General features: G+C 38.5%; 18 protein-coding genes, 3 tRNA genes, 2 rRNA genes and 1 riboswitch. Of the genes, 17 read left to right on the top strand and 6 right to left on the bottom strand.

The genetic code is table 11. From position 1 onward, the window contains the following. From VCHSUH04_RS10190 to VCHSUH04_RS10175, 4 genes are all read left to right on the top strand, one after another. Positions 1–142: ribosomal RNA gene (locus VCHSUH04_RS10190) — 23S ribosomal RNA — on the top strand; the annotation flags it as partial. Between the two features lie 74 nt (positions 143–216). Further along, positions 217–333: ribosomal RNA gene (gene rrf, locus VCHSUH04_RS10185) — 5S ribosomal RNA — on the top strand. A 1,247-nt stretch (positions 334–1,580) separates the two neighbouring features. Then, positions 1,581–1,656, top strand: a tRNA-Trp gene (locus tag VCHSUH04_RS10180). A 113-nt stretch (positions 1,657–1,769) separates the two neighbouring features. After that, positions 1,770–1,846: transfer RNA gene (locus VCHSUH04_RS10175), tRNA-Arg, on the top strand. A 157-nt stretch (positions 1,847–2,003) separates the two neighbouring features. Here the strand turns inward: VCHSUH04_RS10175 and VCHSUH04_RS10170 are convergent. Beyond that, positions 2,004–2,447, bottom strand: coding sequence for a hypothetical protein (locus tag VCHSUH04_RS10170; protein WP_105086476.1), 444 nt, complete (start codon positions 2,445–2,447; stop codon positions 2,004–2,006). Between the two features lie 12 nt (positions 2,448–2,459). Then, positions 2,460–2,735, bottom strand: coding sequence for a helix-turn-helix transcriptional regulator (locus tag VCHSUH04_RS10165; RefSeq protein ID WP_060924083.1), 276 nt, complete (start codon positions 2,733–2,735; stop codon positions 2,460–2,462). Positions 2,736–2,876: 141 nt separating this feature from the next. Further along, a riboswitch (cobalamin riboswitch) is annotated at positions 2,877–3,049 on the top strand. A gap of 488 nt (positions 3,050–3,537) precedes the next feature. Between VCHSUH04_RS10165 and VCHSUH04_RS10160 the strand changes: the two genes are divergently transcribed. From VCHSUH04_RS10160 to VCHSUH04_RS10135, 6 genes are all read left to right on the top strand, one after another. Then, positions 3,538–3,622, top strand: a tRNA-Leu gene (locus tag VCHSUH04_RS10160). 104 nt (positions 3,623–3,726) lie between these two features. Beyond that, positions 3,727–7,023 (top strand): transcription-repair coupling factor, encoded by a 3,297-nt coding sequence (gene mfd / locus VCHSUH04_RS10155; RefSeq protein WP_105086475.1) that lies wholly within the window; start codon positions 3,727–3,729, stop codon positions 7,021–7,023. Beyond that, a complete protein-coding gene (locus VCHSUH04_RS10150) occupies positions 7,020–8,627 on the top strand; it encodes a polysaccharide biosynthesis protein (RefSeq protein WP_105086474.1) in 1,608 nt (535 codons plus the stop codon). Before mfd ends, VCHSUH04_RS10150 begins: the two co-directional genes overlap by 4 nt. After that, the gene (gene mazG, locus VCHSUH04_RS10145) at positions 8,611–9,393 is read left to right on the top strand and encodes a nucleoside triphosphate pyrophosphohydrolase (protein ID WP_105086473.1); all 783 of its coding nucleotides are present in this window, start codon (positions 8,611–8,613) and stop codon (positions 9,391–9,393) included. Before VCHSUH04_RS10150 ends, mazG begins: the two co-directional genes overlap by 17 nt. 51 nt (positions 9,394–9,444) lie before the next feature. Continuing rightward, positions 9,445–9,744 (top strand): HU family DNA-binding protein, encoded by a 300-nt coding sequence (locus tag VCHSUH04_RS10140; RefSeq protein WP_005385694.1) that lies wholly within the window; start codon positions 9,445–9,447, stop codon positions 9,742–9,744. An 82-nt stretch (positions 9,745–9,826) separates the two neighbouring features. Next, complete coding sequence (locus VCHSUH04_RS10135) at positions 9,827–10,981, top strand: glycosyltransferase (RefSeq protein WP_105086472.1); 1,155 nt, start codon at positions 9,827–9,829, stop codon at positions 10,979–10,981. 126 nt (positions 10,982–11,107) lie between these two features. On the opposite strand, the gene VCHSUH04_RS10130 is transcribed toward VCHSUH04_RS10135, so the two are convergent. Further along, positions 11,108–11,428 (bottom strand): hypothetical protein, encoded by a 321-nt coding sequence (locus VCHSUH04_RS10130; protein WP_105086471.1) that lies wholly within the window; start codon positions 11,426–11,428, stop codon positions 11,108–11,110. Between the two features lie 112 nt (positions 11,429–11,540). On the opposite strand from VCHSUH04_RS10130, the gene VCHSUH04_RS10125 reads away from it, so the two are divergent. From VCHSUH04_RS10125 to VCHSUH04_RS10285, 5 genes are all read left to right on the top strand, one after another. Beyond that, positions 11,541–13,547, top strand: a complete 2,007-nt coding sequence (locus tag VCHSUH04_RS10125) for an ABC-F family ATP-binding cassette domain-containing protein (protein ID WP_105086470.1) — start codon at positions 11,541–11,543, stop codon at positions 13,545–13,547. A gap of 132 nt (positions 13,548–13,679) precedes the next feature. Next, entirely contained in the window at positions 13,680–15,149 is a 1,470-nt protein-coding gene (locus tag VCHSUH04_RS10120; RefSeq protein WP_105086469.1) for a [FeFe] hydrogenase, group A, read from the top strand. A 282-nt stretch (positions 15,150–15,431) separates the two neighbouring features. Further along, positions 15,432–16,061, top strand: a complete 630-nt coding sequence (locus VCHSUH04_RS10115) for a DUF47 domain-containing protein (RefSeq protein ID WP_105086468.1) — start codon at positions 15,432–15,434, stop codon at positions 16,059–16,061. Further along, positions 16,054–17,052, top strand: coding sequence for an inorganic phosphate transporter (locus tag VCHSUH04_RS10110; RefSeq protein ID WP_105086467.1), 999 nt, complete (start codon positions 16,054–16,056; stop codon positions 17,050–17,052). The genes VCHSUH04_RS10115 and VCHSUH04_RS10110 overlap by 8 nt, the downstream gene beginning before the upstream one ends. Positions 17,053–17,466: 414 nt before the next feature. Further along, a complete protein-coding gene (locus VCHSUH04_RS10285; RefSeq protein ID WP_167388607.1) occupies positions 17,467–17,640 on the top strand; it encodes a hypothetical protein in 174 nt (57 codons plus the stop codon). Positions 17,641–17,875: 235 nt separating this feature from the next. Here the strand turns inward: VCHSUH04_RS10285 and VCHSUH04_RS10105 are convergent, their stop codons facing one another. Genes VCHSUH04_RS10105 through VCHSUH04_RS10095 form a run of 3 tightly spaced genes read right to left on the bottom strand, consistent with a single transcriptional unit; the run spans position 17,876 to position 20,680 of the window. Continuing rightward, entirely contained in the window at positions 17,876–18,880 is a 1,005-nt protein-coding gene (locus VCHSUH04_RS10105; protein ID WP_105086466.1) for an ABC transporter substrate-binding protein, read from the bottom strand. Between the two features lie 19 nt (positions 18,881–18,899). Continuing rightward, positions 18,900–19,646, bottom strand: a complete 747-nt coding sequence (locus VCHSUH04_RS10100; protein ID WP_105086465.1) for an ABC transporter ATP-binding protein — start codon at positions 19,644–19,646, stop codon at positions 18,900–18,902. 26 nt (positions 19,647–19,672) lie between these two features. Continuing rightward, a complete protein-coding gene (locus tag VCHSUH04_RS10095) occupies positions 19,673–20,680 on the bottom strand; it encodes an iron ABC transporter permease (protein WP_105086464.1) in 1,008 nt (335 codons plus the stop codon). A 357-nt stretch (positions 20,681–21,037) separates the two neighbouring features. Here VCHSUH04_RS10095 and VCHSUH04_RS10090 point away from each other — a divergent pair, with 357 nt between their 5' ends. Together VCHSUH04_RS10090 and VCHSUH04_RS10085 are read left to right on the top strand one after the other, a co-directional pair. Next, positions 21,038–21,502 (top strand): PTS sugar transporter subunit IIA, encoded by a 465-nt coding sequence (locus tag VCHSUH04_RS10090; RefSeq protein ID WP_105086463.1) that lies wholly within the window; start codon positions 21,038–21,040, stop codon positions 21,500–21,502. Between the two features lie 12 nt (positions 21,503–21,514). Continuing rightward, positions 21,515–21,790 carry a PTS sugar transporter subunit IIB gene (locus tag VCHSUH04_RS10085; protein WP_199176447.1) on the top strand — a complete coding sequence of 92 codons (276 nt, stop codon included), beginning with the start codon at positions 21,515–21,517 and terminating at the stop codon, positions 21,788–21,790. The last annotated feature ends 9 nt before the right edge of the window (positions 21,791–21,799 follow it).

Here is a 21,799-nt window from a genome sequence, read left to right as displayed (position 1 = left end):
AGCGTGAAACCAGCCTTGAGATGAGGTTTCTCATAGCATAAGCTAGTAAGATCCCATGTAGACGACATGGTTGATAGGCCAGGTGTGGAAGAGCCGTGAGGTTTGGAGCTGACTGGTACTAATAGATCGAGGGCTTTACTTAAATAAACATTAAGCAGAATGTGCAACAAATATATATAACTTCTATGTGGTTTTCAGAGTACAAACTCTGACAGATTCAGTGGCGATGGCTATGAGGATCCACCTGTTCCCATCTCGAACACAGTAGTTAAGCTCATAAACGCCGAAAGTACTTGGCTGGAGACGGCCTGGGAGGATAGGAAGCTGCTGATTAAGCATAAAATAGAGGGTCAACCCTAAAGGGTTGGCCCTCTATTTTTGTGCTCTAACGAGCACAGCTCTTATACCTGCTAGAGCCGTCTCCAGTCAAGGTTGTAGAGGTACTATCTATGTATGTGTCCGTGTCAGACGGCGTGTGAAACCTAGGGCAATAGGGCGTAAAGGAGCGCAGCGACGCGTACGTCCATTGCATCAGGTTCGACGAAGCCCTACAATCAGTATTGTACATTAAAAGACTATTTTAAATACTGCCATGGGCGAGTGTGATAGGAAGCCGCGGCTAGTGGTAGGAGGCAAACTATATCCTTACGGTAACACGGCACAACGTGCCAATGTTACCGAACTGTAACGCAGTTGAGTAGCTTCAAGTACTTGTAATTAACTGATACCTTCGTGCATAGTACTATTGGTATCCGTATCGCCAAGTAGTTGAGTAAGTTCATAGCCTACTAATCCATTTGAATTAGTCTTTAGCTCAGTAAAATTCATCTAAATTGCGTCTTTATTCATTTTATATATATAAGGCCCAATACATTCATAATCTCGAAAATAACCTATATATCATAGTACACTTATATTTTTATATTTAATAGAGCATCACAGCTTTTTTATTCTTCATGTTTTTATAATCAAACCTTCTTATTAATAGTTATGATGTAATTAATGTTACTTTATTTTTAAATTCTAATAATCACTATCTACTACATATTCTATTCATGCATAGTTTTATCTAAAAAATATATATAAACCTAAAAGTGTAGGTAATTGCTGCTTTTATAGTAATATTTGTAATGTTTAAATATGTACCAAAATTTACTCGTTTCATATATATCTCATAAAACTTTCACTATGTTTTCACGTAGTATCTTTATACTAACTATAGTTGATTGAGATCAACTAAGGAAATGGAGGTCTACTGCAAATAACTTTTACCTGTCCCTTTTACAAATAATACAAACAACACAACACAAAACAATACAACACATAAAACAACACTTAAATACACAACAATACTCTCCCTGTGTATAAACAAAACAATACATATACAAAACTCTCTAATTATATATACCATCTCCCGTATATATAAAGGTAAAAGTTAGGTAGACATAAGAGCCCTTGAAAAAGGGCTCTTTTTCCTTTTGAATTCACTATTATTTCATTATTTTAAATCGCTTTGTTTCTTGACATAGGGTTTATTTTTTGTTAAACTAATCAAGTATCAAGCACGGCTTGATGAACATAGGGGTATAGCTCAATTGGTAGAGTAGCGGTCTCCAAAACCGTTGGTTGTGGGTTCAAGTCCTACTGCCCCTGCCAAAATTTGGGTTGCGGTCTTCGGACCGCATGTCCATAAAATTACTCAAAAAATATTAAAAAAATGCTTGCATAGATTTAAGCGTTGTGTTAATATAAGTGAGTACCAAGTACATGACTCAGTAGCTCAGCTGGATAGAGCGTTTGACTACGAATCAAAAGGCCAGGGGTTCGAATCCCTTCTGGGTCACCAAATTAAAGCATCACAGTAATGTGGTGCTTTTTTATTTTATCTACTTATAGTAATAGTATAATCAAAAGGACTCTACATTCTTATGAGTAGAGTCCTTTGTTGTATGTAGATTTTTATACAGAAACTATTATAAACAAGAAATTCATCTATCGTTGGCTTATTTAAGCTGACCAGCGGCAACAGCAAGGTCACGCCAATAGATAGCTTGCATATAACCATAAGTATCTGGTTTTAAAGTAATCAATTTAGCTTTAGGTCGTTTTTCCTCACGTAATATTCTACCTGTACGGGCATCGATAATATTACGTTGTTCTTGGACCCATTGAATTGTATCGGCATCTTGATCAAAGTAATAATGGTTTATGTACTCTGTCATATAATATTGAGCCCCTTGATGGCTATAGGTGCGACCGATAATTTCAAATTTATTACCTTCACCAGCGATAACTTTAACGCGTTGTTCTGCGTAATAGTTTTGACCATTCATACGATATAAGTAGGCATAACCTCTTGCATTCTCTAAGTCAGCAATATTGACTGCTTGAGAGGGTAGGATGCCTAAGATAGTGAAAGCTGCTGCAATTAATAAACTACGCTTCATTTATTCTCCTTATTACTTTGCATGGGGCTGATCAGACTCAGCTACTACATGGACAACTAATTCTTGATCGGAAGGAATCTGAGCCATAACTACAGGCATTGGCACACTCATAGCTGCTGCTATACCTTTGATTTGTCGCATCGCAACTGGTATTACAGTACCATCTTCTTGTAAGTTATTTTCTAAGGCTTCAATTTCTGTAACTGTTAAGCCTGCTTTTGTGGCAAAGTCTTCAATGGACACACCATTGGCTTCCCGATATTCTTTAATGAAATCTCCGATATACATAGATTCCTCCTATTTTTAGATACCTTTATATTGTAATTAAAAATATCATATATGGCAATAGATGAATAAAAGATGAATTAATAAAATTACAAAAATAAATTGACTTAATACCGTAGTGGTGTTAATATTAACTCATAGAAAACATCATATTTGGGAATAGGTGCTGAAAAGCATAATAGAGAAGCTGGTTAAATGCCAGCACGGTCCCGCCACTGTATGGTCGAGCGAGTCTAAATTAAGTCACTGGGAAACTGGGAAGGCTAGATAAGCGATGACGCCGAGTCAGGAGAACTGCCTATTCAACATTCACCATTTGACCTACGAGAGATAGGGAGGAGAAGTTAGTAGCTCCTTTTTACGTACCCGTAAAAAGGATTTTTTAGTTCTATATAATCTTCATTATTTATGAGCTAGATTGTATTCGAAAGCCCTAAATGTCGATGGCATGGTTATGGTGAATAATACCTTCTTGGTATTACCAGCATGACATGTGTTATGACTGTTAATATATTTTATGGTAAATGTAGGGCATGCATTTATTCATCATCATCCTAAAAAAGAGGCTGACCCAGGATTCTAGTAGTTCGGATTCTGGGTCAGTCTCTTTTTCATTTTACAATTTATATAATAACCAATATGTAAGGTTAAAATAAGAAAAATAGAAAAAATAGAATTAGTTATATAGTAGATATTTAATTAGTTATATAGTAGATATTTTTAGAGGCAACATGAAATTTTAGTTAAATCTAAAAAAATGATTGACGATGAATTATATACATGATATTATTATTTCAGTTGAGACGCGGGAGTGGCGGAATTGGCAGACGCACCAGACTTAGGATCTGGCGCCTTACGGCGTGGGGGTTCAAGTCCCTTCTCCCGCACCAACTTTATTGCACCTTTTGAGGTGCTATTTTTTTTGCCTAAAAATGTTATAATAAATGAGTTAGAACTATTTATTTAAATAATCATGAATACTATATGGTGCAGTATGGATAATACATTAACTAAGCTGCTTTCACAGAACCCATCCTTTGTGGATGGGCTAAACGCATTTCAGCGAAAAGGAAAGTCAGTTATATATGGTCTAAGTGGATCTCAAAAGAGTTTCCTCTTAAACCAAGCTTTTGCTACAGGTCTTACAAAGCCCGTAGTTATCGTAGTCCATGATAAGGACCATAAAGAGATGTGGGAACGAGATTTAGCCTTTTTCTGGCCTAATATCTCAGTCCTATCATTTCCTATAACTGACAATGTGGAGTTTACAACGACTGCTCGTAGCCTTGAAGATCAAGGTGCACAAATGCGTGCTTTAGCATTGCTAGCATGGCAAGAACCTGCCGTAGTTATAGCGAATGCAGAAGAGGTTACTCAATATGTAGTATCTCCACAATATTTAAAAGGCCAGTCGTTACATTTTTCTTTGAATGATACGATTGAACGCGACACAGCTCTTGAACAGCTTGTCACAATTGGATATGAACGTGTAGACCAGGTGGAACAACGTGGTCATTTTGCCGTGCGTGGGGATATTCTAGATATTTATCCTGTTAATAGTGAACATCCAATACGAATTGAGTTCTTTGGCGATGAAATCGATACATTGCGGTTCTTCTCTGTTGAGAATCAACGTTCCATTGAACAAATTGATTCGTATACGGTGACACCTTTCTTCCTTGGTAAAAGTGATGCAAATTGCACCTTATTATCCTATGTGAAAGAAGGGACTCTTATTTATGATGAGCCTGGTCGTATCCAGGAAGCATTAAAGAAGTTCCTCAAGGAAGATCCTACACATCGTAAAAATCATTGCGACTGGAGTGAATTACAACGTACTGTAGAGGCTACAAATCAAGTAGCTTTCACATTTATGCAACAACGCTCTATAGGTCTACCTGGATTTAATCCAATCGGTATTCAAGGTAAGACGATGACGAGCTTTGAGCGTCAAATTCCACTCCTAACAGATGAAATTAAGCAATGGCACCGCCTCAATCATCAAGTTGTATTGGTATTAAATAACCAACAACGACGAGAAGGTATTGAACGAGCTCTTGAAGGTGAAGGGATTTCCTTTGTTCAGAGTGAGGAATGGATTGCAAAACCTAATACGGTCGTTATTTTGCAAGGTTTATTGACCGATGGTTTTGAATTACCTAATAGCCATCTCGTAGTTGTTGTAGAAGGTAATATTTACGGACAACAAAAACGTAAGCTTCGCAACAAGCCTAAAAAGGGTCAAGAAATCAATTACTTTACGGACTTAACACCAGGTGACTATGTAGTTCATAGCATGCATGGCATTGGTAAGTATATTGGCCTTAAAACGATAGAAACAGAAGGCATTCATCGGGACTATATTGAAATCGCCTATGCCGGAACGGATAAGTTATTCCTACCAGCAAACAATCTAGATCAGTTACAAAAATACATTGGTAATGAAGGTGATGTGCCGCGCATCCATAAAATGGGTGGCCGTGACTGGGCTAAGGTTGTTACAAAGGCAAAAAAATCCATTGATGATTTGGCAGATAAGCTCGTTGAGATCTATGCACAACGAGAAATTACAGAAGGATTTGCATTTTTACCAGATCAACCATGGCAGCAAGAGTTTGAAGATGCCTTTCCTTATGAAGAAACGGAAGACCAATTACAGGCTACAGCAGAAATTAAGGCGTCCATGGAAAAACCTGTTCCTATGGATCGCTTACTGGCAGGTGATGTAGGCTTTGGTAAAACCGAAGTGGCTATGCGTGCCATCTTTAAGGCCGTTATGAGTGGCAAACAGGTTGCAGTACTTGTGCCAACTACTGTTTTGGCACAGCAACACTTCCAAACCTTCTGGAACCGATTTGCTCCATTTGGGGTCAAAGTAGATGTGCTCAATCGTTTCCGCAGTACATCTGAGAAGAAACAAGTTCTAAAAGGTGTAGAGGATGGCTCTATCGATGTTCTCATCGGAACCCATTCACTACTTAATAAAAAAGTAGTCTTTAAAGATTTAGGCATGCTTGTTGTTGATGAAGAACAACGCTTCGGGGTGGCCCAAAAGGAAAAATGGAAAGAGTGGGCTAGTAATATTGATGTGCTTACCTTGAGTGCAACCCCAATTCCTCGGACCTTACATATGTCTCTTGTAGGTGTTCGGGAGATGTCCGTCATCAATACGCCACCAGAGGAACGATTACCGGTTCAGACCTATGTGGTGGAATATGATATGAACATCGTTGCTGATGCCATCAAGCGAGAATTGGCACGGGGCGGACAAGTTTACTTCGTATATAACCGCGTTGCATCAATTAATCATATGGGTGAGTTATTAGAAGCAGCATTACCTGATTTACGCTATGCTATTGCTCATGGTCAGATGACGGGCCGTCAAATTGAAGAAATTATGACCGATTTCTATGAAGGCCATTATGACGTATTATTGTCTACAAGTATCATTGAAACTGGCTTAGATATTCCTAATGCCAATACTATTATCATTTATGATGCGGACCGATTAGGTTTATCTCAGCTATATCAAATGCGTGGACGCGTAGGGCGTTCTCGTAGACGGGCCTATGCGTATTTTATGTATCGACCTGACAAAATGCTTTCAGAGGCAGCAGAAAAACGCTTGAAAGCTATTGAAGAGTTCACTGAGCTCGGTGCGGGCTTTAAATTGGCTATGCGAGATTTAGAAATCCGTGGTGCGGGTAATCTCTTAGGTTCACAGCAACATGGTAACATCGCCTCTGTCGGCTTTGGTATGTACGTAAGTATGTTAGAGGAAGCCATTGCGAAGGCTCAAAATAAAGAGGTAGAGCGCGAGGTTTCCATTGATCCAGCCATCGACTTAGAGGTAGATGCCTTTATCGACGATGCGTATATCAAAGATAGTGCACGTAAAATTTCTGTATACCAACGTTTGTTACATATCAAATCAAAAGAACAGCTTGATGATATGACAGACGAACTCATTGACCGGTTCGGTACCCCAACAGATCCGGTAGACCGATTATTGCGTATTGCTCAAATTAAAGAGCAAGCACGTTTACTTGGTATTAAAAGTATCGTCCGTAGAGATCAACAGCTTACCATTCATTGGCATGACGATTCCAAAATGGCCGACTGGGATATGGGGGCTGTACGAGAAGATTTATGGAAAAAGATGAAATTTGCAGACTCCAAGCCAGCCATATTGTATGTGAGCCTTAACGGCATGAAAGGTTCTATTTTGACCATTACGGAAGCGGTGATGAAGGCCCTTAGCCAGAAATCATCGTCTAAGGAGGGCCTATGAATCGATTTTTAAAGGGTGCTATGATTTTAACCTTGGCTGGGATTATCGTTAAGGTTATTGGTGCTTTCAGTAAAGTCCTTATTGCACGTGTTCTCGGTGGTGAAGGGATTGGCCTATATATGATGGCCTATCCAATTTATCAAATTATCGTTAGTATTTCCGCTGCAGGCATTCCTGTAGCCATATCTATTATGATTGCAGAAAAGCTAGCTAATGATGATATGCGTGGCGTACAACAAGTATTTTCCGTATCTTTAAAGGTGTTAACGCTGTTAGGCCTTGTATTTAGTGTTGCTTTATATGGCAGTGCACAGTGGCTCATAGATTCTCATATTATTACAGATCCTCGTGCATTGCTTGCCATTCAGCTATTATCTCCAGCGATCTTTATCGTTACGATTTTGAGTTGTTTTAGAGGTTACTTCCAAGGCTTCCAATACATGGTTCCTACTGGGACTAGCCAGGTCTTTGAACAAATCTTCCGCGTATCCTCTATGGTAGGCTTAGCCTATTACTTCATTGATAGAGGGTTACACTTAGCGGCTGGTGGTGCAACCTTTGCTACATTCCCTGGCGTATTAGCGGGATTACTCGTATTAATTTACTTTTACTATCGTCAACGTCGTGTACGGGCGCAAATGTTGGCACAGCAGAATCCGAATGCTGTTGGTGCAAGTAATAGTTCTGTAGTCAAACGACTATTTAGTTTGGCCATACCTGTTTCGATGGCCAATATTATGCTGCCTATGGTATCCCTTATCGATACATTCATCGTGCCAAAGCGTTTGATGGATATTGGGTATTATCTCAATGAAGCGACCACACAATTTGGTTATCTTACAGGGATGGCTACATCGTTGATTGGGTTGCCCATTATTTTGACTACATCTCTAGCAGCTAGTCTTGTACCAGCTGTATCAGAAGCACATGCCCAAGGTGATGTACATCGTATTGTACAGCGCGCTGGGACAGCCATTAAAATTGCAAATATGTTTACTATTCCAGCCTGTATCGGCCTCTGTGTATTGGCGACACCTATATCTAAACTGATATATGCAACGCCTCATGCAGGTCCTGTTATTGCTGTTATTAGCTTAAGCATTATATTCTTAGGTTGGCAACAGATTACAGCAGGCATCTTGCAAGGGCTAGGCAGAACTGTTATTCCTATGGTAGCCATTTTTATTGGTTTGTTGGCTAAGACCTTCTTAGACTATAAATTGACCGGTACTATTGAGTTAGGCATTAATGGTGCTGCATGGGCAACGAATTTGAATTTTGCCATTGCGGCACTCATAAACTATATATTTGTTAAAAAATATGTAGGATCTGTACTTGATAAATTAGAGCTATTAAAAATTGTAGTGTCTGCCATGGCTATGGGCGGTGCTACACAGGTAGTGTATGTGACTACCGTAGAGTTATTCGGCAATGGTGGTGCAGTGGCAGCGGCTATTATTGTGGCTGTATTTGTATATGGTTTATCCTTATGGTTAACTAAGGCCGTTGTAAAAGCTGATATGTATCATTTCCCTGTTATAGGCAAGCGTTTACAAGCTCGCCGAGATAAGGAGGAGGCTAAACTATATGAAGAACAATACTGATAAGTCTGTATCGGTACAACCATTAGTAGATGTAGTAAAAGCCTTGCGAGCTCCTAATGGTTGCCCTTGGGATCAAAAACAGACTCATGAATCATTGCGTCGATACTTCATTGAAGAAACTTATGAAGTAGTAGATGCTATCGATAATAAAGATATGGATAATCTTCGTGAAGAACTAGGTGATGTATTATTACAAGTTGTCTTTCACAGTCAATTGGCTGAAGAAGCTGGTCAATTTACATTAGAAGATGTAATTAATGATGTGACTCAGAAGATGATTCGCCGTCACCCCCATGTTTTTGACCCTGAAAATAATGAAAAATCATACAGTTGGGACGAATTAAAGGCACAAGAAAAGAAAAATATACAAAAATCTGTATTAGATGGTGTATCTAAAAGTTTACCTGCTTTGGTGGCGGCTTATAAGTTACAAGAAAAGGCCGCAAAGCTAGGTTTTGACTGGGATGAGCTCGATCCGGTTTGGGCGAAAGTTTCGGAAGAAATGGATGAATTTAAGGAGGCTATTGACCAAGAAGATAGAGAAAATATGGAAAAAGAAGCGGGAGACGTGCTTTTTTCCTTGATTAATCTATTAAGATGGTATAAAATAAGCGGTGAAAATGCACTAAATCGCACAAACACAAAGTTCCGACAGCGTTTTTTACATGTAGAAGCTTGTGTTAACCAAAGCGATCGCTCATGGGAAGACTTTTCATTAGCTGAGCTGGATGCTTTTTGGGAGGAGGCTAAAGTGCAGGAAAAGTAGCCTAGAGGTTTGCATACTTCTTAGGTATAGTATTTTTAAGGAGGTTCTGTCATGAACAAAACAGAATTAATCGCAAGTGTTGCACAAAAAACTGAATTAACTAAAAAAGACGCTGAAAAAGCGGTAAAAGCTGTATTTGACACAGTTGCTGAAGAATTAGCTGCTGGCGGTAAAGTACAAGTTATCGGCTTCGGTACATTCGAAGTTCGTGAACGCGCAGCTCGTGAAGGCCGTAACCCACAAAACGGTAAAACTATCACAATCGCAGCTTCCAAATCCCCTGCATTCAAAGCTGGTAAAGGTTTGAAAGAACAAGTTAACGCTGCAAAAGCTAAAAAACGCAAAAAATAATCTTTAATGGATTGGAAAGAGACCTTTCGAGGTCTCTTTTTTTCGTCTATTTATGGTATAATGCACAGAGAAAGGGTGTACTATGAATAACGAAAGATCACGGAAGGTTCTCATCGTGTCCGCTTCTATTGGAACGGGACATATGCAAGCCGCCAGAGCCATAGAAGAATATTGGAAAGAGAAAGAACCACAAGCCTCGATTACTCATGTGGACTTTCTTGATACAGATACCTTGTCGGTAGAGCATTTAATTAAGGGGACATATATTAAGATGATTGACGTATTCCCTATGCTATACGATATGATTTATCGCGTATCAAAAGGGGAGCGACGGGGGACTATTTTGCAAACTGCATTATCTTATCTCCTTAAAAGTCGTATGCTAAAATTGGTCCAACAAGAGCAGCCAGATGTGATGGTCTTTACCCATCCATTTCCATGTGGTGCAGCGTCTATATTAAAACGCCAAGGACATATTGATGTACCATTAGTAGCTATTATGACGGACTTTAGCAGTCATCAATTTTGGCTCTATCCACAAATTGATACATACTATGTAGCGACCGAGTCTATGGTTACCGAAATGGTATCCGCCGGTATTGATGAAGCTCGTATTCATGTGTCCGGTATTCCTGTGCGTCGTGCCTTTTTCCGTGATGCTATAGAGGAATATAAATTAGAAGAGCCTGTGAAAGTACTCGTTATGGGCGGGGGGCTTGGTTTAGGTTCTCTTGAAACTGCATTAAAACATTTAGATGAAGTAAATGGTATTGATGAAATTACAGTTGTAGCCGGACAAAATACATCTCTTTATGAATCCTTAGTTATCCTTAGTGTTTCCATGAAAAAAAATACTACTGTATATGGCTATACAACCAATATTTCAGAGCTTATGAAATCATCATCCTTACTCATTACAAAGCCTGGTGCTTTGACTTGTATGGAGGCTGTTACAATTGGTGTTCCTATGGTATTCTTTAATGCCATCCCAGGGCAAGAAGAGGCTAATGCAGAGCTATTAGAACAACGTGGTTGTGCTCGTTGGGCCCGTGATATTCATAATTTGGAGGATGTTGTGACCACACTTCTTATTAATTCTACAAGATTACAACAAATGTCTGAGTGTGCTCGTAAATGGCATGTAGATGGAGCTGCTAATATTGTAAATGGTCTTATCGATATATTAGATGCTGAGAAGCCTGTTGAATTAGTGAAGGCAGAGGAATCTATTAGTTAATAGTCACGTATCCTACTGAATTATGGTGGTGTTAAGAGCTATATAACTACACTTATTTTATCAACGTTATATGTTCTATCATAAAATTATAAAAGCGATGACCTATTTAAGGTCATCGCTTTTGTTTTACTGGTATTGTTCAATATGTTCTTGTCGAATTTTTTGAAGTGTTTCTAAGAATGTATCTGTGCTTTCAGCACTGTCCAACAAGTCTTTTAGTTGGTAGGAATCATCTAGGGTCACACTCCATTGGAAGGCGTCGTTATCGTCGTACACATTGAATACGATTAACGTCTCTAAATCCTCTGGCAAATGACCGTCATCATCGGACACAGTTGCATAGGTGCCATCTTCCAAGAGCTCTGTAAATAATGTGTCATACCCATCGATATCGATAAGTTCAAAGTTGATAGTTTCGTAAAAGTCTAAAACGATATCTGCTGCCATGTGGACCTCCTCATGAATATATACGTTACGTTTATTCTACTGACGGCGCCTGTTACTGTCAATGGTAATGTGTAGTATAATAAATAACAGAATGACATAATAGGAGCATACGATGAACGTTATTAGTTTACAAAATATAGAAAAATCATATGGCACACGACTGCTGTTTAAAGATGTGAATATTACTTTCACCACAGACAAACGGTTAGGTCTTGTAGGGATTAATGGGACGGGTAAGTCTACATTCCTAAAAATTTTGGCAGCCCAAATGGAACCTGATAAGGGCACTATTGAGCGGAATGGTAAGGCGAGTATTCATTATTTGGCTCAGACCCCAGAGTTTGATCCAGAATCAACTTTGCTAGAAGCTGTTCTTGATGGAGACCATCCTCGTTTGCGGATGGTTCAATCCTTTGAACGCATTAGTCGTGAATATCGTGAAATGCAAGAGTCTGGTAGCGAGGATAGTAAAATATCGCGTAACTATATGAATGCGTTAGAACAAATGGATCAACAAGATGGATGGCAAGTAGAGCAAGAGGCTCGTATTATTTTAACCAAATTGGGTTTTCCTGAGATGGATCAAAAAGTGGCTATGTTATCTGGTGGTCAAAAGCGTCGTCTCGCATTAGGACAGGCATTATTATATCCTTGTGACCTATTATTGTTAGACGAACCGACAAACCATTTAGATGAAGATAGCATCGACTGGCTTGAGTCCTACTTAAGTGCTCGCCAAGGGGGCCTATTAATCAGTACTCATGATAGATATTTCCTCGACTCTGTATGTAATGGAATTTTAGAGCTTTCTAATCGTCGTATGTATCAATATGACGGTAATTACGAAGAATTTATTGCCTTGAAGGCTGATCGAGAGGCTCGCGAGGCCGCTACAGAAGAGAAACGCCGTCAGTTCTTGAAACGAGAAATCGAATGGGTACGCCGTGGTGCGTTGGCGAGAACTACCAAACAAAAGGCTCGTCTAGATCGCTATGAAAAACTTAAGAATATGGAGAAAACTAGACGTCCCGATCAAATGGATCCCATTGCTTTAAAAACGCGTTTAGGGAAAACCATCTTTGATATTGAGCATTTAGAGTTTTACTTTGATGAACGCCCTATGATTAAGGACTTTACCTACCATGTAGTGCGTCATGACCGAATTGGTATCGTAGGGCCCAATGGTGTAGGAAAGTCTACCTTTATGAATATCCTTGATGGTACCTATGAGCCTACAAGCGGTACTATTGGTAAGGGAGAGACTGTTCGTATTGCTCACTTCAAACAAGAACTGCCAGAGTTTGACGAAGATATGCGTGTTCTCGATTATATTCGCGAAGATCATTCCTACATGGTTCTGGGTGATGGTTCTACGTTGAGTGCTGGTCAGATTCTTGAACGATTCCTTTTTACACCTGAGCTACATGGTGTGCCGATTCGTAAGCTTTCAGGCGGTGAACGACGTCGCTTATATCTATTGAAATTGCTTATGAGCGCTCCTAATGTTTTATTACTAGATGAACCGACCAATGATCTTGATATTCCTACATTAGAGGTGCTAGAGGACTTCCTTGATTCCTTTAGCGGTGTCATTATCACAGTATGCCATGATCGTTACTTCTTAGACCGTGTTGTGGACAAACTCTTTGTTTTTAGTGGTGATGGTCAAATTGAAATTGTTCACGGTTCCTATTCCGATTACAAGGATTCTTTAGATGAAAGTAGTGGTGGAAAGCGCCCATTTTACATGGCTAATACTGATACATCTATTGCTTCTAAAACTGATAAAACTAACAAATCTGAAACTAGTACTGGGTGTGATGGTTCATCATTAAGTGCTTCGATAGATGGTAGTGATAGTAATATGGATACAGTTGGGGAAGATACTTTCAAAGAAACACCGAAGAAGGGACTCAATAAAGCGGAAGAAGCAGAGTATGCTAACATCATGGATGAATTACCTAAATTAGAACATTTAGTAAAGGGGCTCGATGTCATGATTAGTCAAGTTGCTACTGATTATGAAAAGATGCAATCCTTGATGGCTGAGCGAGAAGAGACTCAATCCCAAATAGATGCGCTCACAGAACGGTGGATGGAATTAGAAGAACGCCTATAATTCCTTGTATCATGCGATTTTTTAATATCTGTTATGCAAAGGAATTACATGTGAATTTATTGATAAAAATCACAATGTATAGTATAATTTCATCGATTAACGATAACAACGTTACCTAAGTAGGAGGAACTCATGAGTAAGTACCAATTTTTAGACCGTCGTGTACCTATTGAAGACGGCAATATTGCATTAGTTCAAGATTTGTCCAAATGTAAAAACTGCTCCTTATGTCGTAAAGCGTGTGCTGTAGACATGGGCGTATTTGATTATTATGACTTAACAACTAATGGGGATCATCCAATTTGTATTCATTGCGGTCAATGTGCATCTATTTGTCCATTCGATTCCATTAATGAACGCTCTGAAATTGATGAAGTAAAAGCAGCGATTGCTGACCCTAATAAAATCGTCGTTTTCCAAACTGCACCTGCTGTACGTGTTGGCTTAGGTGAAGAGTTTGGTCTTGATGCGGGTACATTCGTAGAAGGTAAAATGGTAGCTGCTCTTCGTAAATTGGGTGGCGACTATATTTTAGATACAAACTTTGGTGCTGACATGACTATTATGGAGGAAGCATCTGAATTGTTGGAACGCGTTATCAATAGTGATGCGGTATTACCTCAATTCACATCTTGCTGTCCTGCTTGGGTTAAGTTTGCTGAAACATTCTATCCAGAATTCTTGCCAAACTTGTCTACTGCTAAGAGTCCAATTGCTATGCAAGCGCCTACGCAAAAAACATATTTTGCTGAAAAAATGGGCCTTGATGCAAAACAAATCGTTGCTGTTGCAGTAACACCTTGTACAGCTAAGAAATTCGAGATCCGTCGTGACGAAATGAACTCCTCTGCTGAATACTGGGATGTACCAGAAATGCGCGATACAGACTACTGTATTACGACACGTGAGCTTGCAAAATGGTTACGTGCAGAAGAAATCAACTTTGATGACCTTGAAGATTCCTCATTCGATCCGTTGATGGGTGAAGCTTCTGGTGGCGGTATCATCTTCGGTAATACTGGTGGTGTTATGGAAGCGGCTATGCGTGCGGCTTACAAATTAGCAACTGGTGAAGATGCACCTCAAACATTGATTCCATTTGAAGCAATTCGCGGTATGGATGGTGCTCGTGAAGCTGATGTAGTAATTGGAGATAAAACATTGCACGTAGCAGCAGTACATGGTACAGGCAACTTGCGTAAATTCATCGAACGCATGCGTGCAGAAAACATCCATTATGACTTCATTGAAGTAATGGCTTGCCGTGGTGGCTGTATTGGTGGTGGTGGTCAACCACGCGTTAAATTACCAATGGCTGATAAAGCTCGTGAAGCTCGTATTGCGTCCTTGTATACTCGCGATGCAGAGGTACAAGTGAAAGCAGCTTGTGATAATCCAGATATCCAAAAATTATATGCTGAGTTCTTCGATGGCAAACCTATGAGCCATAAAGCACATCACATGTTACATACTACATTTGTGAGCCGTGCAGAAGACTTAGGTCCTAATGGTGCTTGTACGCCTGCTACATGTCCAACATCTGTGCCTAATTTGAAAAAGGCAGCAGAGGCGGCTAAAGCAGCAGCGGAAGCTAATAATTAATTTAGCTTAAGTTATTTAGGCGTAATACATAATGTAACTATAAAAAGCAGATAGTTGATAATTTATCAGCTATCTGCTTTTTGCATTGTATAGGGGATTAAATTATTTATCATTACCATTTAATTTAAGAGTAGATAATTTCATGTTGAGGAATAGCATATATGTCATATACGCATAGGGGTTAGAATATAGAACGTGGTAAATTGTTTAGGAATTATGGTTAGTGTGCTATAATTAAATTATATTTATGGAAGCAATCAATACTGTTTCAGGAGGATCTTCATGGCTTTTAAATTAAAAGGAAAAGAAGAAAAATTTTTCAGTATTTTAGAAAATCATGCTGCTCTTACATATGAAAGTGCAGAGATGATGGAACGTGTGTTTAAAGGCGAGACTTCTAAAGAAGAGGCATTTCTTGAAATTGATATAAAGGAAAAAGCTGCCGATGAATTAGTAACCGAAACTGTAGAACGTTTGCGTAAAACATTCATTACTCCAATGGATCGTGAAGATATTCAGCTTTTAATCGATCAATTAGATACTACTTTGGATAATATTAAAGAAATCATGGATAAAATGGTTATGTACCACGTTGGTAATCCAAGTGATGGTGCTATCCGTATGAGTGAAATTGTTGTGAAATGCGTTAAGCATATTAACAAATCTATTGGTTACATGGGCAGTCTTAAAAAGGACCATGTAAAGGTAGAAGGCCGTGTGCACCAAGTTTTGAAACTTGAGTCCGAAGCGGATAATATCTACCATGAAGAAATGGCTAAGCTCTTCACTGAGTGTACAGATCCTATTGAAATTATCAAATGGAAGGAAATCCTTAGCGCCATGGAGGATGTAATCGATGGTTGCGAAGATTTGGTTGGTACATTCCGCCGGGTAGTATTGAAGTATGCTTGATGCTCAATATTTAGTATGGCTAGTAGTATTTCTAGCATTAGCCTTCGACTATATCAATGGCTTCCACGATACAGCGAACGCCATTGCTACATCTGTTTCCACCCGTGCTATTGAACCTAAAAAGGCAATTATGATGACTGCAGCGCTCAACTTCTTGGGGGCTATGGTTAGTACTGGTGTTGCGAAGACTATCGGTGGTGACATCGTTATGTCTGCATCTCTTATCAATAGTGGCATTATTTCCGCTGCTCTTATTGGTGCCATCACATGGAATTTACTTACATGGTACTGGGGGATTCCAAGCTCCTCATCTCATGCGCTAATCGGTGGTATCATCGGTGCCGTAGGTTGGTCTGTAGGGTTCGATGCTTTAAATGAGGCTGGCATCTTAAAAATCTTCTTATCCCTCATTTTATCTCCAATTGTGGCCATGATTGGTGGCTATATTGTGATGAAAGTATTGTTGCTTATCTTTGGTAGATTTTCTCCAATCGTATTGAATGATCGATTTAGATCCATGCAAATTGTATCTGCTATCATGATGGCCTTTTCTCATGGTTCTAATGATGCGCAAAAGGCAATGGGGATTATTACCTTAACATTACTTAGCGGTGGCTTTATCGATACATTAGATGTACCAGTATGGGTTAAACTTTGTTGTGCTACGGCTATGGCCATGGGTACAGCGGTAGGCGGTTGGAAAATCATCTCTACTATGGGGACTAAGATTTTCAAATTGGAAACTATCAATGGTTTCGCTGCTGACTTAAACTCTGCCATCACTATTTTTACAGCTACATTCTTACATTTACCTGTAAGTACTACACACGTTGTAAGTGGTTCCTTGCTAGGCGTTGGGTCCTCTAAACGTTTGAAAGCTGTTAACTGGGGCGTAGCAAGATCTATGGTATTGGCGTGGTTTGTAACAATTCCATTATCTGGTATTGTAGCAGCTATTGCGTATGAAGTAGGTCACTTACTATTTGGTTAATACAATCATATATAGAAATAAAAAGACTGCGAAAGCAGTCTTTTTTTCTGTAGTTAAAGTATTAGATTGATTAAGTTATCCCATTTGTTGATTAGATTTTAATATTTTAATTTGACTAATTGTATCTAGTATGTAATCAAAGAATATAGGTATACATTAGATTTTAAATACTATATTCTATAAAAGCGATTTATCTATATTTGGCAACGTTGATGTTGCAATTCAAGTTGAGAATAGGAAAATGCTTATAAATATGTGGTTTTCTTGATTATGCATTTTATTAATAAATGCAGTTTATTGCACGTTTAAAGACTATTATGAGATTGTTTATAATGAATGGATATTGCATACTTATGTATGAGCGGTTATACTATCGGTAGAAGGAGTTTTTCAAGTGAAAAGTGAGGTATGTATATGGCATGGGGTGGAACTAGACGCGGTGCCGGGCGCCCACGTAATCCGATTAAACGTATTGGTAGAACCATTCGACTCAGTGATGAAGAGTTTCTTTCACTCAAACCATTAATTATGGCCATTAAGGCAAATAATGATAAAAGATATAAGCAACAATATAATCGAAATGGATAAAAAAGGCATTGTCACAGCATATACAACTTAATAAACTTTACATCTATTTTACAATAATCCATTTTAAAATCTTTCAACTACAACACATCTCTACTCTCTACAATATGCTGTGTGCAATACAAGCAGTACGAAAAAGGTCCCAATTTATAGAATTGGGACCTTCTTCGTTTATTATGTTGCTATAATTTTAGGAATCCTTATATTACGTAGCGAATTCCTGAATTATTATGGTTTATTAGTCGATTTTCACACCGTGAATTTCTTCAGCTAAACGTTTTAGAGCATCAACTGTACGTACACCAGGCGTGATTTCAGAAAGTTTTACACGGATAAAGTGACCTTCTTTAACTGCTGTAATGTCTTGAAGTTGAGGATTAGCTTTGATTTTTTCGACTTTTTGTTGGAAATCGTCATCGTTACGGATAGAGTTGCCATAGTCAGCGATGATGATATAATCAGGATTTTGAGCGATTACTGTTTCCCAAGATCCTTTAGCCCATGTTTTATCTACACCTAAACCGCTCATTACATTGTCAGCGCCAATGAGTTTTAAGATGTTAGTAGTATAACCTTCGAAGGCTGTGAATGGTTGGCCATCTTCGGAGTCATAAATGAATACACGTTTACGAGGTAAGTCTTTTAGTTTAGTTTGGATAGCGTCTAATGTTTTACGTTGACCTGCAACCCATTCTTCAGCTTTTGGTTTTACACCGAAGATCTCACCTAATTTAATCATGTCGCTAAAGTTAGTTTCTAAATCTGCTTTAGTAGACAACATAGATTCAGGAATCCAAATATTAACTTTTTGAGCGATCATTTTGTCTGCAGGGATAGCGCGTTTGCTGAAGGAGTCAGGCCAGCCTGTAGCAAAGTCAGGTTTTACAGACATAAATACTTCGTAGGACGGCCATTTATCGGATAATACTTTTACCTTGTCATAAGCGGCTTGTAGAGGTGGATAGATTTCCTCTTCTTTAAAAGCGGTACCAGCCATCTTGTCTTCAAGACCTAATTGAAGCATCATTTCTGTTGTTGCTTGAGACATGGATACTGCGTGAGTAGGGGAAGATTTTACAGCAAAGTCAGTTTTTGTACCGTCAAATGTTTCACTCCACGTTACAGCTTTGCCATTGTCAGCTGTGCTTTTAGTTGTATCAGAACCACAACCAGCGATAGCAAATGTGGCACATGCTATAGCAATTAATACTAATTTTTTTGACTTTCTTAATTTTTGAAACATAGTAAGTCCTTTCTTTTAATTAATAATATAAGTGATAGCGCCCTTCATCCCAAGAGGTTTTGAACGGAACTTCAAATATGGGTTCAAGAATTTCGGGTGTTAGTACCTCAGTTGGGGAACCTTCCTTGAGGATTGTTCCTTTATTCATAATCACGATATGATCACAATATTGAGCAGCTAGATTTAAATCGTGTAGAACTACGATAGTTGTACCTTTGAAAGCTCGCAATTGTTTCATAAGTGCTACCTTATACTTCATATCTAGATGGTTAGTAGGTTCATCTAATAGCAGTATTTGAGGTTTTTGCGTTAAAGCTTTCGCAATAAAAACGCGTTGCTTCTCGCCACCTGAGAGGTGATGAATTTCTTCGTCAGCTAAATGTGTAATGCCTACTTCGTTCATATAGTGCTCTGCAATTTTTACATCTTCTGCGCTATAGGTGCCGAAGTGTTGCTTATATGGATAACGTCCCATGAGGACGATGTCTTTTACGAGAAAATCATCAATCATAGAGTCCCTAGACTGTGTTAAAACTGCTACTAATTGAGCAAACTCACGACCTTTATAAGACTCTAATGGCTTTTGATTTAATGTGATTTTATCTTTTGATGGTAGTAGTCGATAAAGATGGCTCAGTAATGTAGACTTACCACATCCATTTGGCCCAATGATGGCTGTAATTTTATTATTAGGAAATGTTACAGAAATATTCTTTAACACTTCTTTCTTCTCGTAGGAGAAGGACAGCTGATTAATTTGATACATAGTATCTCCTATAGATATGATATACACTAACCATTGTGTTTGTAACGATTCATAATAATCCAAATGAAGAGTGGCGCCCCTAGTAAGGATGTAAGAACACCGATTGGGATTTCTTCCGGACTATATAGGGCTCTTGATAATACATCTGACCATATCATGACGATACTACCGATTAGAGCACTAAAAAGTAATGTGTTTCTATGCTTAGGGCCACCTACAATTCTAGCTAGGTGTGGAATTATGAGTCCTATAAAACCAACTACACCCACTTTTGATACTAATGTGGCAATGACAATAGAGGATATAATAACGATGCTTAGCTGTAACTGTTTAACTGATAAGCCCATTTGTGCTGCTTCATGATTACCCAGTAGTAGCACATCAAGATCTTGATTAAACATATAGATGTATAGCATAAACAAGGTTACAATGATAGCCGTTAATGGTAAATCACCCCATTGAATGCCTGCGAAGCTACCTAGGAGCCAGAACATAGCACTTCGAACTTGTGCCTCATGCTTGGCTCCGTAGATGATCATCATAGTTAAAGCCGAGAATATCCCCGTCATGCCCATACCGATTAGGATGAGCTTCACCGGGCTGTTGCTTTTACCAACACAGAGCAATACCAAGATAATAGAGAGCGTTGCACCTAGGGCTGCAAAAACAGGTGTATTATAGGCCCCTAGTAGTGGAATACCGCCCATGATAATAGCAAACACGGCACCTGTACTAGCACCCGATGAAACACCTAATACATAAGGATCGGCTAGTGCGTTTCTTGTTACCGTTTGCATTAACAAACCTACAAGGGATAGGCCTATACCTGTCAGTACCGAGTAAATAAGTCGTGGTAATCGTATATCTGTAATGATTGTATCTGTCATAGAGGCTTTGGCGTTGGGATCAATCATCGACATAAGAGCTGAAATAATTTGATCTAAAGGGATAAAATTGGCCCCAAATTGCAAAGCTGTTACTAAGGAAATACATAATATTACACATAGTATTAATGCTTTTATAGAAGTTTGCATAAAATCTCCTTATTCTGTTTTAAAGGTAATATAACCTTATCTAAGTATAGAGAACTTTCTATATATATACAATATACATACGTGTATAGGTATTGATTATAATAAGTATAATTCTATAGAAATTCTTTATAGAATTGAACTCAAAGTGAAATTTAAAATAGGGTTTTGGTATTAATAAAAATTTAGAATTATAAATAAATATTCGTTATTTAGTTTTGGGTAATCTATTAATAAAATAATAGGGAAAATGTTAATTTTATTTGTTTTTATTACCGTATTCCTATTTTGTTATATGAAAAAACTGTAAGAATAGATATAATACAAGTATATACGTGAGTAAATTTAGGAGGTGTTAGCTTGTTACAAGATTTACTATCTGAGGATAATGTATCTTTTCATTATCCCGCAGAAACGTGGGAAGAGGTAATTCGTCATGGTGGTCAACTTATGGTTGATGCAGGTTTTACTACCCCATCTTATACAGAGGCTATGGTAGAGGTTGTACGTGAGATGGGTCCATATATTGTATTGGCACCAGGTCTTGCTATGCCACATGCTCGTCCGGAAAATGGGGCAAAACGTGTAGGTACTGCTTTAGTAACCTTAGAAAAACCATTAAACTTTGGTAGCCCTGATAACGATCCGGTTTCTGTTGCATTATTCTTATGTGCTCCTAACAAGGATGAACATATTCAATTGTTGACTGATATTGCTACATTATTTGAAGATGACGAGTTTTTAGATGCAGCAGCTGATTTTGAAAGTATTGAAGATGTACAAGAATTCTTGGCAGAGCATTTAGAAGATCAAGAATACGTTTAGGAGGAGGCAAGTATGATTTCTGTATTAACTGTATGCGGTAATGGCATTGGTTCTAGCTTGATGCTAAAAATGAAAATTGAAGAGATTTGTGCTGAAAATGGTATTGATGCACAAGTTGAATCTATTGATTTTAATGCCGCACAAGGCCGCAAAGCAGACCTTATTGTAACTGTAAAAGAGTTAGCTGAACAATTTGAAGATAAGAATGTCGCTATTGTTCGCAGCTATATCAATAAAAAGAAAATCACTGAAGATATTCTTGATGCATTGAAACAAGCAGCTAAATAAAATGTAACA

Origin of the sequence: Veillonella sp. T14073-2 (genome assembly GCF_002959875.1) — a bacterium.
GTDB classification, from domain to species: domain Bacteria; phylum Bacillota; class Negativicutes; order Veillonellales; family Veillonellaceae; genus Veillonella; species Veillonella infantium.
The sequence above is the reverse complement of the archived record's forward strand: the minus strand, read 5'-3'. Positions and strand labels throughout refer to the sequence as shown.